This window comes from Roseiconus nitratireducens (assembly GCF_008629675.1).
GTDB lineage: Bacteria > Planctomycetota > Planctomycetia > Pirellulales > Pirellulaceae > Stieleria > Stieleria nitratireducens.
Genome location: NZ_VWOX01000037.1, coordinates 1 through 17,568 on the forward strand (window position 1 = coordinate 1; position 17,568 = coordinate 17,568).

At 59.9% G+C, this 17,568-nt stretch carries 12 protein-coding genes; 7 read left to right on the forward strand and 5 right to left on the reverse strand.

The annotated features are described in order from the left end of the window. Both FYK55_RS28100 and FYK55_RS28105 read left to right on the forward strand, forming a co-directional pair. On the forward strand, positions 1-1,042 hold a 1,042-nt coding region (locus FYK55_RS28100; protein WP_235909033.1), incomplete at its 5' end, for a carbon-nitrogen hydrolase family protein. A gap of 4 nt (positions 1,043-1,046) precedes the next feature. Continuing rightward, positions 1,047-2,141 (forward strand): hypothetical protein, encoded by a 1,095-nt coding sequence (locus tag FYK55_RS28105; RefSeq protein WP_201743833.1) that lies wholly within the window; start codon positions 1,047-1,049, stop codon positions 2,139-2,141. Positions 2,142-2,170: 29 nt separating this feature from the next. On the opposite strand, the gene FYK55_RS28110 is transcribed toward FYK55_RS28105, so the two are convergent. The 3 genes from FYK55_RS28110 to FYK55_RS29325 form a co-directional block, all read right to left on the reverse strand. Beyond that, positions 2,171-2,980 carry a bestrophin family ion channel gene (locus FYK55_RS28110; protein ID WP_150079943.1) on the reverse strand — a complete coding sequence of 270 codons (810 nt, stop codon included), beginning with the start codon at positions 2,978-2,980 and terminating at the stop codon, positions 2,171-2,173. Positions 2,981-3,068: 88 nt separating this feature from the next. Then, complete coding sequence (locus FYK55_RS28115; protein WP_150079944.1) at positions 3,069-3,860, reverse strand: hypothetical protein; 792 nt, start codon at positions 3,858-3,860, stop codon at positions 3,069-3,071. Between the two features lie 286 nt (positions 3,861-4,146). Next, positions 4,147-4,956, reverse strand: a complete 810-nt coding sequence (locus FYK55_RS29325; RefSeq protein ID WP_161604810.1) for a sugar phosphate isomerase/epimerase family protein — start codon at positions 4,954-4,956, stop codon at positions 4,147-4,149. A 520-nt stretch (positions 4,957-5,476) separates the two neighbouring features. Between FYK55_RS29325 and FYK55_RS28125 the strand changes: the two genes are divergently transcribed. The 4 genes from FYK55_RS28125 (at position 5,477) to FYK55_RS28140 (ending at position 12,438) form a co-directional block, all read left to right on the forward strand. Beyond that, positions 5,477-6,187, forward strand: a complete 711-nt coding sequence (locus FYK55_RS28125) for a DUF998 domain-containing protein (RefSeq protein WP_150079946.1) — start codon at positions 5,477-5,479, stop codon at positions 6,185-6,187. Positions 6,188-6,400: 213 nt separating this feature from the next. Then, the gene (locus tag FYK55_RS28130; RefSeq protein WP_150079947.1) at positions 6,401-7,531 is read left to right on the forward strand and encodes an efflux RND transporter periplasmic adaptor subunit; all 1,131 of its coding nucleotides are present in this window, start codon (positions 6,401-6,403) and stop codon (positions 7,529-7,531) included. 267 nt (positions 7,532-7,798) lie between these two features. After that, on the forward strand, positions 7,799-11,239 hold the full coding sequence (locus FYK55_RS28135; protein ID WP_150079948.1) for an efflux RND transporter permease subunit: 3,441 nt from the start codon (positions 7,799-7,801) through the stop codon (positions 11,237-11,239). A gap of 233 nt (positions 11,240-11,472) precedes the next feature. Then, positions 11,473-12,438: a CBS domain-containing protein gene (locus FYK55_RS28140; protein WP_150079949.1), complete on the forward strand. Its 966-nt coding sequence runs from the start codon at positions 11,473-11,475 to the stop codon at positions 12,436-12,438. A 297-nt stretch (positions 12,439-12,735) separates the two neighbouring features. On the opposite strand, the gene FYK55_RS28145 is transcribed toward FYK55_RS28140, so the two are convergent. Together FYK55_RS28145 and FYK55_RS28150 are read right to left on the reverse strand one after the other, a co-directional pair. After that, a complete protein-coding gene (locus tag FYK55_RS28145) occupies positions 12,736-14,031 on the reverse strand; it encodes a hypothetical protein (RefSeq protein ID WP_150079950.1) in 1,296 nt (431 codons plus the stop codon). Between the two features lie 240 nt (positions 14,032-14,271). Beyond that, positions 14,272-14,901, reverse strand: coding sequence for a VOC family protein (locus FYK55_RS28150; protein WP_161604811.1), 630 nt, complete (start codon positions 14,899-14,901; stop codon positions 14,272-14,274). 315 nt (positions 14,902-15,216) lie between these two features. On the opposite strand from FYK55_RS28150, the gene FYK55_RS28155 reads away from it, so the two are divergent. Continuing rightward, positions 15,217-17,406 (forward strand): cation:dicarboxylate symporter family transporter, encoded by a 2,190-nt coding sequence (locus FYK55_RS28155; protein WP_150079952.1) that lies wholly within the window; start codon positions 15,217-15,219, stop codon positions 17,404-17,406. The last annotated feature ends 162 nt before the right edge of the window (positions 17,407-17,568 follow it).

Sequence of the window (17,568 nt, forward strand, 5' to 3'; positions counted from 1 at the left end):
GGACGTCCCCTTTTCCGGATCTTGCTATTCTGAGGCAATTCCGATGCAATTCCTTCCACAACCTGACGGATTGATGACAGATCATTGGCAACCCGCGGTTCGTGCCTTCTTTCTAGTCGGCTTGCTTGTCACGGGCGCGACGGCGCAACCGGCCGTTTCGGGTCGGACCGATCGGGTAAAGGTCACCGCGGTTCAGATCAGTGGCTACGACAAGGGTGAACTTCCGCGCGCGGACAAGCATCCCGTCGAGCAGTTGATCCCACACATTGAATCGGCCAGCCGCGACCGGTCGCAGTTGGTCGTGTTTCCGGAATACGTCTTGGGGCATATCAAGGTGCCCGGCCCGGAAACGCAACGGATCGCGGCGGCGGCCCGCGCCGGAGCAATCTACGTCATCGTTGGTTGCTGGGAGGTCCTTGATGATTCAACTTTCGCCAACACGGCGTTGGTTTTTGATCGCGGGGGAGAAATTGTCGGCAAATATCGCAAGACGCATGCCGCGGTCGACCATTTCGACGCGTCCGGTTCGCCTTGGCAAAATCCGCCGGCAGGCAAGTCGGCGGCGTGGATGGTTGAAAACGATCCCGAATGGATCATGCAGTCCGGTCAGGAGCTGCCCGTCTTTGAACTTGACTTTGGCAAGGTCGGCATCATGACTTGCTACGACGGATGGTTTCCCGAACCCGCCCGCATCCTATCGCTCAAAGGTGCCGAGCTGATCGTTTGGATCAATGGCCGGCGTGGCAACGTGGAAGACTTCATCGTGCGGACGACCATGTTTCAAAGCCACGTTTCCATCGTGACCACCAATCAAGCCTACGGCGGTGGCACGATGATCGGTGATGCAACCCGACGCCCCGACGTGATTGTGGCACGCGGCGTGGATCGGCAAGAGTCCGCCATCTCCGCCACGCTGGATCTTAAGAAACTGCGCACCGTTCGCCGCCAGAGTCGCAACTTTCGTCGCCGTCGTCCCGACCTTTACGGGCCGTTGACCACACCGGTCGAAAAGATTTTGGAGTCCACCCTTGATGATCGATAGCCACATGGAGTCGAAGTTGCGCGAGTTGTGCCGGCTGTTGATCGATCAAGAAATCGCGCGCATCGTGGTCGAGCCGTATGACCGCAGTCGGGGACATTGGTTCGGCGGAGGCAACCTGGTCGCCGGTCCGAAGGGAGAATTGTATCTTGTCGGCCGATATCGCAATCAAGGTGACTCGCGGACAGGTGTCGCTCGGGGCACCCGTGGGCTGGAACTGGCCGTCTTTCGATCCGATGATCAGGGGCGATCGTTTAGGAAAGTGCTGGCACTGTCAAAACAGGATTTAAGCCTTCCCGCGATGTCCGTCTTATCGATCGAAGGGACAGCCCTGCGTTGGAACGGCGACCGGTTTCAGCTGTTTGTTTCCACCGAGAAAGATGGCGTCGGTTATCCCCGACCTTTCCAGTCTTACCTCAAGTCCGGTACGGGGGTCTGGTCGATCGACTGCCTGGAGGCGGAGTCCGTGGAATCGCTCGCATCCGCGACGGTGTCGCCCTGCCTGGCTAGCGACGATCCAGAACACATTCATGTGAAGGATCCGTTTCTGTTTGAATCGGACCGGGGATTGATGCTGTTGTTTTGTTCCCATCCGTTCAATTGGACGTGCTCCAACACCGGATTCGCCCACTGCGGTTCGGCCGGCGATCCAGGGCGGCCGACGTACGGCTTTTTCCCGCGGGGAAACGTGTGGGACGTGGCGATTGCACGCGGGACGTGCGTTGTGAATGTTCCAAAACTGGGCGTGTTCGCGGAATCCGATTTGCAACTGATGTTCTACGACGGTGGCGAATGCGTTCGCGATCACGAACAGCATGCGCAATCGGTGGAGCGCCCGCGCGGCCATTCCTGCGAGGAAATCGGTGGAGCCGCCTGGTTTGCCGACCAGCAATGGGACCGGCCGCACCGCTTGTCACGCTACGAGCCCCTGTTCGTCAGTCCCTACGGAACGGGATGCAGTCGCTACGTCGACGTGCTCGACCGGCCCGAGGGAATGTACGCGACTTGGCAGCAAGCCCAGCAAGACGGTTCACAGCCGCTGGTCATGAATTTTGTCTCCCGCGAGGCGATCGAATCCGTGCTCGCGCCGAGCCTTCCGTGACGACGTCGCCTGTCGGAACGGTGCGCTGTTCAAGCGGTCACGCGGGCACGTCCGATGGTCGCGACGATCGCGTCCAGATTCAAGTCGTCCGAATCCGTTCCAAACGGATCCTCCGCCGAGTGCGCCAGGACTTGCACACCGATGAAGAAGTAAGCATGAATCATCACCGTCGGGACGGACCAGATCCCCATCTCGCTCGCGAGACTCCATGGCAGGGTCGCGAAGACCAGGAAGATTCCCTGCCAGATGAAAATGCGGTACGACGGTGACAGTGGCGTCTTCTGAATTCTCTCGCAGCCGCCGCAAACTTCCAGGAACTCTCGCAATTCCGAATCTAACACTCGTAACAGGTCGTCCGAAACCAGCCCGCGCTGCCGCCAATCATTCAACAGCCGATAGATTTGCAGCACGCGATCGGAGGGTCGATGGGGCTCTTCAGCCGGAGAGCTGCCGTCCGCATGCGTTCGCAGTTGATCACGCAGATCCGCCGCAAACTGATGCACCAGGGATTCCAACGCGACGCGATCTTCACGAGAAACGTCGACCAGGGAATTGGCCTTCAGAACCAGATTGCGACTGACGTTGACAAGTTTGCCCCACAGCGTGCGGCCCTCCCACCAACGGCCGTAGGCGGCATTGGATCGAAGGACCAACAACAACCCCAACAGCAATTCCAAGCTGGCGTACACACCGGAGGAATGGTCGGCGATTTGATGAAACGCGGACGACTCCTTCCAGATCGGAATCAAACTGTAGACGCCGACGATCACAGCGCCGATCGACGCCGCGCGCAACGCATGAGTGGTACGGACGAATTCGCTAAAGCTGATTCGGGTCATGACATCCCTTTCGTGGCACACTCCGCCGCCACAGATTCCCGGTACCCGGTTTTCCGCGACGGACAACACCGTTGACTTGAAAGACGCTTCATCCCAACCCCAGCAGCCAAAGCATCGAAAATGTTGCCGTCACGGCACTGAGGATGATCCAAAAAACCGCCGGTCGCATTTGACCGGGATAGGCGGCCGCGACATAAAGTCCGGCCAACGTCGCGAGCGTACTGAGCGCCAGCGATCCCACCGAGAGCTCCGGTCGACGCTCGGGCCACGTCGCGCACGCCAGGCAGATCACAGCAGCCACCGCGAGACAACCTGTGACCACCAGGGCACGTTTTCTTCCCCATCCGTTTTCTGGAGGGTGGCGATCATCGGAACCGTTGCCAGGACGTGCCGATTGTCGTCTCTGACGGATTCGGCGGATTGCCGCGTGACAGATCAGAACACTGCCAACCGTTGGTAGCGACAGCGCGGCGAACGGTCGGACAATCTCCGTGATGCTCGGAAGTTCGCCCCCGGGTAGTAGCATCAAGGTGGCGGCGAGTGTTGCCAACCCCAGCGCGATCGATCTGCCGAGGCGTTCTCCCCGCGAGAGGCCGCAAACCAAGCCGCCGACCAAGCCGGCCGGGGCGGAAACCAGGACCACGAAGATCACCGCCATTCCCGGGACGCCGTCCAATCCGAGTTGGTCGCCCAGCGTTGTCAGCTCGATCACCAGGCCGACCGCCAACGCTAGAAAAGCGGTGACAATCGCCGAGTACAGCAGCGAGACCAATAAGCAGAGCCCACGGTGAAGCGATGCAGGCCCGGTCGCATCGGAATCGCTTGCTGAAGACTGCTTTGGGGAACGCGGTAGGTAAGGGTTGGGCTTCTGCGACATCATTCCCTGCCGCGGTGAGCGTGACGACGAATCTCAGCCGCGAAGGGAGTCTGCATCGCAATTCTCTGTCGGCGAACCGGGCTAGTTGGACAGCGCGACTTTGGGTGAGCCGCGTATCGCTAGCCGCGGGTTTTTTCGCCTCGACCGGCGGCTAACGCCTTGCCGCTCGTCGCACTTTAAATCACGGTGTTTTTAAATGGCGTGACCGCTTTTTCGCTGGTTCGACTTTGCGGACCAGGCCAAGCGGATCCACGCCGGTTTGTCAGGGCCATTGTCAGCCGGGCCATTGTCAGCCGGGCCTGGGCACGCCGGAACGCTCGAACGCCGCTGACATGTTTTGGTAACAGGTCCGTGCCGCCGCGATCGAATCATAACCCGGTCGATTGGACACCATCCCGCTGACTTCACAGTTGAAATCGCCACGGTAGCCGCCATCAAAGAATCTTCGCAGCAACTGGGGAAAGTCGATTGCTTCGGTTTCTCCCGGCAATCGAAAAACGACACGCCCGGCTTCTCGGATCGCGTCCTTGACGGCGACATGCGCGACGAAGGGGAGCGAGGTCTGGATGGTCTCGGCCAAAGGCATCTCGCGGAAGGCGTAGTGGCTGTAGTCATAAACCATTCGCAAGCGGGCCGGGTCGCCCAGCTGGTTCATCAGCCAGACGGCTTCGGCGGGCGTCGAGACGATGCCGCCGCGATGCGGTTTGATCGCGATGACGACGTTGCGTGCGTCGGCCAGGTCCACCCAGTCCCCCAGGCGGTCGCGGAGTCGTGTTTTCTCGCGCTGGAAATCGCCGCTTCCCAGAACGGTTTGAACCAATGGCGGATCCTCGGGTGCCAAGTCGTGGGCCACGTCCCCTGCCAGCTTCAATCGGTCCAAAGCCACCGCTTGCTGCCGGTCGTCGGTCGGGTACACGTGTTCCATCAAGCTGGTCAAACGCAAACGTGACTGGTCGATCCGTTCGCGGATGGTTTTTCGACGCCGCGCGTTCAGCGTCGCTGAGTCCGCATCCCAACCGCTGCGAACGGCCAGTTCGACGCTGTCAAAACCGATCTCGGCAAGCACCTCCAACGCGCGCTCGGTGGCCAGCGTTTTCATCCCATAGGTGCTGAACCCCAGCGTGCAATGATCCGAGGAGCGATCGGCGAAATCGTCTTCTCCGTGGACGATCCCTGCGGCTGAAAGGGCACATCCGGTTATCCAAAGTGCCCGTCGGCGCGACAGCCGGCCAGCGGGGGACTGATTACTCGAGTTCTGAAACGAAGTGGGAGTCACGAGGCTGCGGTAGGTTTCCGGGGGACGGGAGGCGGCAGAACGCGATCGCAAGACGAGACGCGTCAAAACACCGCTGGGGGATCGATCCGCCGGTGTTCTGCCGATGCACTGTAGACCGGTCCCGATTCTCGTGCAACGTTCGCATTCATCGCGGCTTGCATCACCGATCGACCTGAACAACACTGAATCGGCGCGGTCCGCCCGGTGCCATGCTCCGCACTGAAATGCACTTGGGACAATCGGACCGGACGGGTCCGCGATTTGTCGGTCATTGTTCATGCTTTTGCACACATCCGCTGGAGCGTCGCGTTCCCACCCGTGATGCGCCCTGAGGTAGCAGGTCATGATTCCGGACTTGTCTGAAAAAACCAACGCGCTCGTGCTGTCCTACATCGGGATCCGCCGAGCCGTGGGAATCAGCGGCTTGCTGTTGCCAGTGGTGTTGGGACCCGGAGGGTGGTTGCTATTCGGTATCGACTTCCAGGACAACATCAGCAGCTACTATCACACGCAGTTGCGGGATGTCTTCGTCGGCACCATGTGTGCCATTGCCATCTTTCTGTACTGCTACCGGGGGCACGACTGGATCGAGAACTGGACCGCCAACCTGGGCTGCATGTCGGCGCTAGGCGTCGCGTTGTTTCCGCTGGATCCTCACAGCGATCCGCTGTACCAGAAGTCACTGACGGGATACGTGCACACCTTCAGTGGCGGCGTGTTTTTTGCCACGCTTGCCATGTATTCGCTGTTTCATTTTCCCAGTTCCAAGCGGAGCAGTCGCGAGGGGGAGCGGCATCAGGCAGAACGCGACTTGGTGTACCGCACCAGCGGAATCGTGATCGTGTTGAGCATGGTCGCGATGTCGGCCTACCTGTTCGTGCTTTCCCCGGACTGGAAGCGTTGGTTGAACGGATACCATTTTCTCTTCTGGATGGAATGGATCGCGGTCTGGGCGTTCGCCGCGGCGTGGCTGACCAAGGGACGGACGATCATCGCGGAAATAGGTGTCGATTTGTTGACGATTCCACGCGACATGCTTTCTAAGCGCAGGTGAGTTCGCGACGGGATTTCTCGGTCCGCCGGTCCGCTGAGCATTGCCCGTTCGTCCGGCTGACGCTTGTTCGCCGGGGCATTCCCGGGATCCTGGCGCATCGAGGTCGCCGATCGATTCTCCCGGCGATCAAATCTTTTCCTGCCGGGCTGTAAGATCGGATGGTCCCCGGCGTATCCCCTGATGTGATTCATCAACTTTGTGGGGAGCTTTGCCGTGCCATTCGATTCAATCCGTAGCGTCCAAGCATTGGTTTTGCTGATCGCTTTTCCCCTGGTGGGCGGTGCCCAGGTGCCCGTCCGTGTGGGGCAGGTCCAGACCGAACCGATGCAGCTACGTCATGCCGTGACCGGATCGCTCCGGGCGATTGCCCGGGGCGAACTGGCCGCCCTGGAACCGGGCAAGCTCTCCGAGTTGGGGCCGCGCGAAGGTCACAGCGTCAAGAAAGGCGAGGTTTTGGCACGCATCGATGCCCGCCGACTGGAAGCACAGAAACGGCAATCGCAAGCGGAATTGGAAGTCGCCAAAGCCGAACTGGCCGGCGCCGTCGCGTCGGCTGAGCGTGCGCGCGTGCAGTTCTCCCGGATCAGCCAACTGATGGAACGCAACGCCACCAGTCGACAGGAGTTCGATCAGGCGGAAGCCGACACGCGGATCGCGGATGCCAACGTCGAATCGGCGCGACGCGAAATCGACCGACTGCGTGAGTCGATCGCGCTGCTGGACATTCGGCTGTCCGATACGGTGGTACGGGCACCGTACGACGCCACCGTCGTTCAGCGGCACGTCGAGCCGGGTGACTGGATGCAAGCCGGCGAACCGCTGCTGACGCTCGTCTCCAGCGGGCCGATCGAAGCCTGGTTGGATGTCCCCGAACGCTACATCGAATCACTGGCCCAGTACGGCGATCAGGTCGTTGTTCGTTCTCGGGCGACCGGCGAGGCGTCGGAGGTGCTGTCGACGCGTCGGGTGGCCGATGTCAATCCACGCGTTCGAACCATCCGCTTCATCGTCACCCTGGCCAATGAGAGTGGACTGTTGACGCCCGGAATGTCGGTTGACGGATGGATCGCGGTGACGGACACCGCCACCCGGTTGTCGGTTCCAAAGGACGCCGTCGTCCGCCGGGGGCTGGAGTCCTATGTCTTCCGAATCAAGGAATCCGGCGTGGAACGTCTGCCGGTTGAGATCCTGTTCGAGTCGAACCAGCGGATTGCGGTGACGTCCACCGAGTTGCGTTCCGGAGACCAGGTCGTGGTGGAAGGCAACGAAAGGTTGAGCCCGGGACAGGCCGTCGCAATCACGGCCGGCAAAGCCCTCGCTCGATCCGATGCCAACGGACACTGAGTCGCGGTTGCAAAGTCTCTCGCAGTCGAATCTGACTGGCCGTCGGGTCAGCGTTGCGACGACCCCGCCTCAGGTTCGTGTCGATCCCACGCTTCGCAAAGCGGAGCGACCCCCGGGAATCATCCGCCGCCGGAGATTCCCAATTGAACCCGTCACGGTACGCGAAGTCACGGTACGCGAAGTCACTGAACGACAAGTCATCGTACGCCACGTCACTGTACGCCACGTCACTGTACGCCACATCACTGAACGACAGCAGCATCCATCATGAACTTCATCAAAGCCTCGGTCGCGCAGCCGATCACCGTTGCCGTCGGCGTTGTGCTTTCGCTGATCGCCGGAATGGTGGCGTTCCAAAACGTTCCCATCCGCATGGCGCCGGAAGTCGATTCCGTCGTGATCTCCGTCGGTACCGCGTGGGAGAACGCCTCGGCCGAAGAGATCGAATCGGACGTGATCGAACAGCAAGAAGCGTATCTGGGTGACGTTTCCAATTTGGTTTCGATGACCAGCATCTCGCGATCCGGCCGCGGCGCCATTCGGATGGAGTTCCGGACGGGCACCGTGATCGACGATGCGATGGCGGAGGTCGACCAGAAACTGAGCGAGGTTCCACGTTATCCCGAAGGCGTTGACGAGCCCAAGGTGGAAGCCGTGGATCCCGAATCGGTGGACTACATCGCCTGGGTCGGGTTGTCCAGCACCGATCCGCAGTTCGATGCGACCACCCTGTATGACTTCATGGATCGACGCATGCGGCCGGCCTTTGAACGCATCCCGGGTATCTCCCAGGTCGGCATGCTCGGGGCGCGGGAATCGGAAACTCAAGTCATTGTGGATCCGATCGCTTTGGCGGCGCGCGGCTTGACCTACCAAGACTTGATCGCCGCACTGGATGTCAACAACGCCAATTTCAGCGCCGGCCGGATCACCAACGGCAAGAATGATTTGCGCGTGCGCACCGTGGGCCGCTTTGTGGACGCCCAGTCGGTCGAGGATCTGGTGATCCGGCGGGACGCGGACGGGCCGATCTACGTCCGCGATGTGGCCTCCGTTCAAACCGGCTACAAGGAACTGAACGACTGGGCCAGGGCGAGGGGAAACCTGATGCCGTTCTTCAATTTCCAGCTCGTTTCCGGTGGAAACATGCTGGAGACGATGGAAGAGCTGCAATCGGAGATTGCGGCCATGAACGCACCAGGAGGCATGCTGGACCAGTACGCGGGGATCCTCAAAAGCGATGGCCGAATGGACCCCGACGCACGTTTGGAGCTCGTGCAAACCTGGGATTCTTCCATGTACGTCAAGGACGCGCTGTCGTTGGTGCAAAGCAACATCCTTGTCGGCGGGTTACTCGCCACCGTGGTTCTGCTGTTGTTCTTACGCAGTGCTCGCACCGTCGGAATCATTGCCATCGCGATTCCGCTGTCGGTGATCGGCACGGTCGTGATCCTGCTGTCGCTCGGACGCAGCGTGAACATCATCTCGTTGGCCGGGATGGCGTTTGCCGTTGGGATGGTGGTCGACAATGCGATCGTCGTGATCGAGAACGTGTTTCGACACCTGCAGCAGGGGAAACCGCCCAAGCAGGCTGCGTATGAGGGAACGCAAGAGGTCGGCGGCGCCGTTTTGGCATCAACGCTGACCACGTTGGTGGTGTTCTTTCCGGTGCTGATGATTCAGGAGCAGGCGGGACAACTGTTTCGCGACATCGCCCTGGCGATCATGGCAGCCGTCGGACTCAGCCTGGTCGTTTCGCTGACCGTGATACCGGCGGCCGCGGGCGTTCTGCTGCGTGGGATCCGAGGCCGCGAAAAGCAGTTCAGTGACTTGAGGGAAAACGGCTTGCTGGTGGCGCTGAAGCCTCGCAAGTCCGGACGATTGCGAAACGGCCTGGTCTGGATCTCACGGCGTCTGCGACAGTTGACCGACTTGCCGGAGATAACCGGACGATTGGTGCGATTCCTGATCGCGGGATGGACACGGCGAATCGGAACCGTCGTTGCGTTCGTGGTGACCACCATCATCGGGATTGTGTGGTTGATGCCTCCGCTGGATTACCTCCCCAAAGGAAACCGGAACTTGGTGTTCAGCGTCTTGGTGCCGCCGCCCGGCTACAGCGTGGACCAACTGTTCACCCTTGGCGACCGCATTGAGCCGACCATCGCACCGGCATGGGAAGCCGCCGGGGATCGTTTCACGATCGAAACCGTCAAACGTGGTGGCCAGAAACCGTCGACCGACGGGCGTCCGCAACTGTCGCTTGGCGAGGCGGGGACGGTCATCGCGCCGAAGCTGGACCAGTACTTCATGGTCGCCCGTGAGGGACGTATCTTCCAAGCGGCGATCCCGGTCGATTCCACCAAGACGCCTGACGCGTTGTTGTTGCTGGAACAAGCGATGGGCGGTGGTGCCGCGCCGGATACGCCGTTCTTCTCTTTTCAGTTTCCGTTGTTCCGCACCGGAGGAACGACCGGTGCGGCGATCAAGATCGACGTGGTGGGGGATTCGTTGGATCAGGTGGTGGCGTCCGCCGGTGCCCTGATGTCGGATCTGACCGAAACGTACGGCCGGTCCAGTACCAATCCGTCCCCATCGAATTTTACGTTGCCCACGCCGGAAATCCGCGTCACGCCCGACGACGAACGGTTGCAAGATGCGGGGCTGACTCGCCGGGATGTCGGGCTGGCGACGCAAGCCTCCGGGGACGGGATCCTGCTTCCCAGGCGGTTTGAACGCGAGGGTGAGCTGAAGGATTTGAAGATCATCAATCGCGACGCATTGGGCGACGCTCCGGTTCAATCCATGCACAATGCGCCGCTGGCAACACGGCGCGACGGCGTGGTTGACTTGGCCAGCGTGGCGGACGTCGATTTTATCCGCGTCCAGGATCAAATCCGTCACGTCGATCGTCAGCGTGCGGTGACGCTGGAGTTGACGCCACCGGAAGGCGTTCCCTTGGCGTCGATGGTCCAGCAACTCCACCAACATGTGCGCCAGCTGCGAGACGCCGGTGCGATTTCGCCCTCGGTCGATGTCCGCTTTGCGGGATCGGCGGGCAATCTGGCGGCGATTCAGTCTGCGTTGGTGGGAGACGGCAGTCTGGTGGGAACCGTCAGCAGTTCCTTATTCTTGGCCTTCGTCATCGTGTACCTGCTGATGGTCGTGCTGTTCCAAAGTTGGAGCTATCCGATGGTGATCATGATCAGCGTGCCCCTGGCGACCCTGGGTGGGTTCATCGGGTTGTCGCTGGTCCATCAATGGACGGCCGGAGATCGATACCTGCCGGTCCAGAACATGGACGTGTTGACCATTCTTGGCTTTGTGATTTTGGCCGGCGTGGTCGTCAACAACGCGATCCTGATTGTTCACCAGGCATTGAACTTTCGACGCTCGGGAACGGATGAAGACGGCAACGCGGTCAGTGATGATCCGAAGGAAGCGATTGTCCAGTCCGTGACCAGCCGCGTGCGGCCGATCTTGATGAGCACGCTGACCAGCGTCGGTGGGATGCTGCCGCTGGTCTTCCTGACAGGGCCTGGCAGTGAACTGTACCGCGGGCTGGGGGCGGTCATCACGGCCGGCCTGGTCGTCTCCACGGTTTTCACCATGTTCTTGGTTCCGGTGGTGCTGAGCATGGTGTTTGATCTCGCTCGACCCCGGGCGGTCGACGACGCGTCCGTTTCCCAGGAAGTGATGGCCGCGTAACCTGGGCCACCTTCGCACCGAAACGAAAGCGGTCGCCGGTTTCTCGCCGTTCATTCATTCATCTTTCGATCCGTCGATGATTCGACGCCCCCGCAAAAAGCACGTGCGAGGCCGGAAAAAAACGGCCGGGCTCGGCGACGGATCGCCTAAAATGAGGTGTTCGGAACGCCCCATCATCGTTGCGTCGCCGAATCCTATGGGGTCAGCAAACCACGTGACTCGGGAGAAAGAAGATGAATTCGATGATCACAAGCCGCGACATGATGGTGACGAAGGTCTGGCAGTTGGGGCCGGAGCAGTCCGCGATGGAAGGGATCGAGTGGTTGCTGAAGCACCGCATCACCGGAGCGCCCGTCGTCGACGACGGAATGTTCCTGGGGATGTTTTCAGAGAAGTGCAGCTTGAGCCTGTTTTCCGCAGCCACGACGGAACTGTCGGAAATCACCGGACACGTGATTGAAGGCCCACCCGCGTTGAAGTTCGCAACTCGCGACGTGTTGGTCTTGTCGCCCGACGAAGACGTGTTCGTGGCCATCGGCCATTTGTTGAATCATCGGATTTCAGGTGCGCCCGTCGTCGATACCGAAGGACGGTTTCTGGGCAGCTTCTCCGAAAAAACCAGCATGAATGTGGTGATTCGCGGCGCCTACGACCAACTCCCGTCGACCACCGTCAAAAGCTTTATGGACACCGATCCCGATCGTGTGATCCACGAAGACATGAATCTGTGGGCCGTGGCCGGAATGTTTGCCAGCACGCGTTATCGGCGGTTGCCGGTCGTTCGTGACGGACGTGTGCTCGGACAGATCAGCCGTTGTGATGTGTTGAGAGCCGGTTATCCACTGCTGTGTGAACTGTACGACAAGCACCGGGTCAAGCTGGGCACCAGCAGCGAGGTGGCCGACGGCGAGGCCCGACACGCGTCGATGTTGGACGCTCCGGTGTCGATGTCGATGGACGTCAACGCCCGCACGATCCGCCCCGAAGCCGACTGGATGGAAATCGCTTCCATTTTCAGCCACACCAACTACCGTCGGCTGCAAGTCTTGGATCCCCAGGGAAAGTTACTCGGCCAGCTGAGTCGTCGCGATTTGCTGTGTGCCGTCTATCACATGCTGGATCCCAAAAAGGAGTGTAGCAAGCCGCATCCGCTGTACCTCAGCGGCCTGCACGAAGACGCCGCGGAAACGTTTTCATGAGACGCTGTCCAGCGAGGCAGGGCTTTTCCGGTATCACGCCACGACGCTCGACCTTGCTTGACTCCAGTCGCGAGGCGATGGCAGCCCCCTGTCGTCGACGCAAGCTGACGGAAATGGCGTTGCCTGACTCAAGTCGCGAAGCGACGAAAGCTCCCTGCCGTCGGCGTTAAGCCGACGGAAACGGCGGCCCAAAACACCATCAGCCGCAAAGCGGCGACAGCAATGCTGTCAGCGGGAAGAGCGATGATGCCGACCCTCCCTGGAATAAAGGGTGAAACAGAATTGCGCGAGAGATTATCACGCGTCACCAGATGTTGATCGCGATTCCTCGACATCCTCGTTCACCGGTTGGAATTGTTCGCCGGGAATGACTTCGGCATTGGGAAAACCGGTTCGCCATTGGGCTTGAACCACCGCCTCGGCGTCGCTGGGCTGATCGTTCAGCAGCGCGGTCGGGTTTTCTCGAAGACGTTTCCGAGCATCGACATAGGCTTTCACCAGGTAGCGCCCGGGGGGCAGCATCGCGGCAGGGTCATCGATTGGGTCGTCCTGTTGCGATCGGATTAAAAACAACGCACCATTGACCATCCCACGGGGCGTCACAATCGCCTGGGTGAATGCCAGCGGATCGGATTGCCACGCTTTTTGGTCATCATCCCAGCGATGGACGAACAACTGAACCGTCGTCAGCGCGGGCCAGCTTTCCGGCGTTCCGCGAACGCGGAGAACGCAATCGGTGGGGAACCAGTTATCCTCCGGCAGATCTTCCTCCGATGCGTACCGGTCCTGAACGAGATTGGCGTAATCCTGGATCCATGCGAGAAACGCTTTGTAGGACTGGTCGTCAACGTGCATTTTCAATCCCCCGCCGTGGGAAACCGGTGGCAGCGACGACGGCGTGCCAGGCTCGCCTCCGTCCGTTTTCGGGGGTAGTTTCGACGTGGGTTTCAGAACGAGCAGGCTGTTGGCCGGTTCACCCACATTGATCAACGGCAGATGTTTCTCGGATCGTGACCGACTGCTAACGATCAGTTGCCGCATCGTTTCCCGGGGGCTGGCCTTGAACAGGTCCATTCGGGCCCCGTACTGACGTTTCAGATTCGCGTATCGTTCGCCCGCCTTCCCGGAAGCCGCTTTCTCCGAATCAAGTTCGTGCGGGGTGTGGCACGGGAAGCAACGCATCCGCTGCGACCAGATATTTCGTACGAACGAATCCAGCAGCCGGTCTTTGCGGGCGTGACGAATCACGGGCAGTGGCCTGTCCGGTCCCACGACGGCATCGGCCGGACCTGCCACCAGGGACTGCAACTCGGGATCCCGGCAACAAGCTTTGATCCATGCGGCAAACGCTTCGTACTCCGCGTTCCTGGCTTTGGCATGGATCAATCGAGCTCCCTTGTCTAGATCCTGTTCGCCCATGGTGATCAAGTGCAGAATCTTCGACCGTTCCGGATGTTCCAGATCGATCAACCCTTGATCACGCAACGCCGCGAAGGTTTGTTGATGAGAGGGGCGGATGTAGTCTTTTAGATCGACGCCGGCCAAGTGGCACTGCACGCAACTGGACGGGTTGGGCGATTTGAAAATCGGCATGATCCGATCTTGGAACACCGCCAAGGCCGACGCCTGTGATTGCAAAGCCTTAGTCTTCCGGGGTTCAGTTTGCCGGAGGTCAGTTTGCGGCGTCTGGGCGTTCAACCTGGGGGATGTCGCCTGGAACAGGATGGACAAAAGGGCAAGATGAAGAATGTGCCGGTGCATGGTTCGGATCCGATTGGAGACGGTAAAACCGTTGAGCAGACCATGGAACGAATCTTATCGTCTGGTCGACGCTCATGCACCGGAAAGTTGAAAGTTCAACGGCTGGCCGTGAGCGGTTTGAATCTCCAGGATGAATTCGTACGATGCCCCCGGTTCCAATTCCAAGATCGTCCGTTGCTCCAGCTCCAGCAGGCTGTCAGACGGCGGCACGGACCTCGGCAGACGGAACGTGATGCGCGTCGCCGCCGTCATCCCGGCCGCCCGTTGCAACGGAACTTCCGAGCCAGACTCCCGAAGGATGGGCGCGATCCCGTGGGGCGACTTGAAGATCAATGGTTGGGCAAGATCGTCACTGTCCGTGGCGACCGGCAGCGATGCCCCGGCTGCAAGGTAGGGTGGGCGGTACGGCCAGTGCGGGGTGCTCAGATCGTCGCCTCGGTAAGCAATCCCGAACGGGCAGGCCCGTGGCGTCGAGGATCGTTCGAACAGTTTCGTTCGAGCGATCGGGCGGCTGGTCGCTTGCTGAGTATCGGTCAGCCACAGTAGTTCCAGGTAGAGATTGTCGAAGCAATAGCAAACATTCTCCGTGCCCTGCCCGGGATGTTGCCGCCGATAGCTTTCCACGAAGCCCGCCTGATCGATTCGTGTCCAGGCATCGGAGTCTTCGTGAACAAGCAGAAAAAGGTGGTCGATCTCGATCATCGATTCCAGAGCCCATTTGAGTTGCTGTCGCGGATCATCGTCCGGCCTGCGCGATATCGTTGCAGTGTGCCAACGATGGGACCGCACGAAAAACGTCCCTCGCCGCAATCCGCGGACTAACGGAAGATACATCCACGCTGGATTCTCGTGGAGACACTCTGGCACCAACGTTGCTGCGAAACGAACATCGCAGAGCTCAGCGTGGTGACCAGTTAAAAAGGCGGAGAGACAAACGGATTTGTCACTGCCGCATGAGCCGTCATCGGACCTTGGAACTTCGCCAACGTCCATCACGACCCCTTACCTGGAGAGCTCATGCGTTCTTTAAGTTTGACCTCGTTGATTTTCGCCGGACTCGCCCTGGGGATTTTTACGGGCCTCTTTTTTGGCGAGCGGACACAGGTGCTGGCGCCCATCGGAGACGGGTTCATTCGTCTGCTGCAGATGGCGGTACTGCCGTACTTCATCGTCGCGTTGCCGTTGGGGTTCGGAAGGCTAAGCTTTCACGAGGCGAAGCAGCTTGCTCTCAGACTCGGCTCATTCTCGCTGGTCTTTTGGGGAATCGCGATGTTGTTGGTGGTCCTGCTTCCGACCGCATTCCCTGCGCTGGAATCGGCCAGCTTCTTCAGCGCCAGCCTGGTGGAGTCGCCGCAGGCGGTTGACTTTGTCGAGCTGTACATTCCAGCGAATCCGTTTCTGAGTCTGTCGCAGGCCGTCATTCCGGGGGTCGTCGTGTTTGGCATCGCGATGGGAATCGCGTTGATCGGCGTTCCCGAAAAGAAGCAACTGCTGAACGTCTTGGACGCTCTGGCCGATGCCCTGGGGCGGATCACTGGTTTTGTTGTCCGCCTGACGCCGATCGGTGTTTTTGCGCTCGCCGCAAGCGCTGCGGGCGCCATGACCCTGGAAGACTTGAGTCGTTTGCAGGTCTACTTTGTCGCGTATTCGGTGGGCGCCCTGTTGCTGACGTTCTACCTGGTGCCGATGTTCGTTTCCGCCCTGACGCCGTTCAGCTATCGAGAGGTGATGGCGGCCACGCGTGATCCTCTGGTCACCGGATTCACCACCGGGAATCTTCTGGTCGTTCTGGCGATGCTCGCCGAGAACTGCAAGCGACTGTTTCAGCAGCGAGATGAGGAACACTCTCGGCATGCGGAATCGGTGATCGATGTGACCTTGCCGATCGCCTTCACGTTTCCGAACCTTGGCGTCGTGATGATGTTGTTGTTTGTTCCGTTCGCAGCCTGGTTCACCGGGAACCCGCTTCCCTGGGCGGAATTCCCGAAGCTTTGTTTCTTGGGCTTTTTTAGCTTCTTTGGAAGCGTCGAAATTGGTCTGCCGTTTCTGCTCCAGCAGATGCGAATTCCGACGGACATGTTTCAATTGCATGTGGTGACGCTGGTCTATGTCGGCCGCGTGGCGACGTTGGTCGCGGTGATGCATTTGGCCGGCGTCGCGTTGCTGAGTGCGGCGGGTAATGCCCGTTGGCTTTCGCTGCGCCCGAGGCCGCTGATCAGGTACGCAGCGGGAAGCTGTGTCGTGCTCTTCCTGGCCGTGGCGGCAACCAGTGCCACGCTCATCCGAACCGTCGATCAGAACTACTCCAAGGACCAGGTGCTCGGACGGATGGAGCCCATCCAGTTCGCGACGACCGGCAAGGTGTTTCGCGAGACAGCACCGCGGCCGAATCCCACCGATTCGGCGCACGATCTGGATGCAATCCGAGAACGCGGGGTGTTGAGAGTCGGCTACGACGCCGGTGGGCTGCCCTTCAGCTTCTTCAACCAAGGCGGTGACTTGGTGGGGTTCGATATCGAAATGTGCCAGGCATTTGCCAAAGAATTGGGTGTGAAGGTCGAGTACTTTCCCTACGAGAAGGCACGCATGTCGCGGTGCCTGGCAGACGAACCGTGCTACGACTTGCTGGTCGGTGGACTGTTCGCGACACCCCGTCGCGTCGAACAGATGCGATTCAGCGAGCCCTACCTGGATCTGCATTTGGCGTTCATTGCAGCAGACCATCGAAAGGACGAATTCGCCAAGCTGGCCGACCTTCGAAAACTGGGACAATTGCGAATTGCCGTTTTGGAGCGACCTTACTTCGGCAGCCGAGTCAAGCAGGTCGCTCCGAACGCGGAGGTGGTGCTGGTCGATTCACCGAAGGAGTTTTTCAACGGCGATCATGATTTCGATGCGTTGGTGATGAGTGCCGAAGCCGGGAGCGCCTGGACGTTGCTGCATCCGGAATACAGCGTCGTGATCCCCACCGACGGGCACCTGGTTGTCAGCGTCGGCTATCCGATCGGCCTGGAAGCTACCCGCTTGGAACGTGTGCTCAGCCGGTGGATCGATCTGAAGCAGAAGGACGGAACGATCCAGCAGTTGTATGAACATTGGATCGAAGGAAAGAATGCCGAGCTCGCAGGGCCCCGATGGAATATTCTCAATGACGTGATCGGATACCGGGGTGAGGGCGGCTCATCGCGTTTGGCGGCCAAGCCTTGAAACAGGTCGCGAAGTTCGCCAGTGCGTGGGATTGACGGCGCTGCGAGCCTCAATCACGAACACCGTGATTTGCGGTGCAATAAGCGGCAAGACGCTAGCCGCCGGTTGAGGCGGAAAAACCCGCGGCTAGCGCCGAATGGCACTTATTTTAGATCGTTGTCG

Bases quoted from the DNA above. Each gene is read 5' to 3' on its own strand.
- FYK55_RS28105 (WP_201743833.1), top strand. From the start codon at position 1,047: ATGGAGTCGAAGTTGCGCGAGTTGTGCCGGCTGTTGATCGATCAAGAA.
- FYK55_RS28145 (WP_150079950.1), bottom strand. From the start codon at position 14,031: ATGCCGATTTTCAAATCGCCCAACCCGTCCAGTTGCGTGCAGTGCCAC.
- FYK55_RS28110 (WP_150079943.1), bottom strand. From the start codon at position 2,980: ATGACCCGAATCAGCTTTAGCGAATTCGTCCGTACCACTCATGCGTTG.
- FYK55_RS28155 (WP_150079952.1), top strand. From the start codon at position 15,217: ATGCGTTCTTTAAGTTTGACCTCGTTGATTTTCGCCGGACTCGCCCTG.
- FYK55_RS28150 (WP_161604811.1), bottom strand. From the start codon at position 14,901: ATGATCGAGATCGACCACCTTTTTCTGCTTGTTCACGAAGACTCCGAT.
- FYK55_RS28135 (WP_150079948.1), top strand. From the start codon at position 7,799: ATGAACTTCATCAAAGCCTCGGTCGCGCAGCCGATCACCGTTGCCGTC.
- FYK55_RS29325 (WP_161604810.1), bottom strand. From the start codon at position 4,956: ATGAAAACGCTGGCCACCGAGCGCGCGTTGGAGGTGCTTGCCGAGATC.
- FYK55_RS28115 (WP_150079944.1), bottom strand. From the start codon at position 3,860: ATGATGTCGCAGAAGCCCAACCCTTACCTACCGCGTTCCCCAAAGCAG.
- FYK55_RS28125 (WP_150079946.1), top strand. From the start codon at position 5,477: ATGATTCCGGACTTGTCTGAAAAAACCAACGCGCTCGTGCTGTCCTAC.
- FYK55_RS28140 (WP_150079949.1), top strand. From the start codon at position 11,473: ATGAATTCGATGATCACAAGCCGCGACATGATGGTGACGAAGGTCTGG.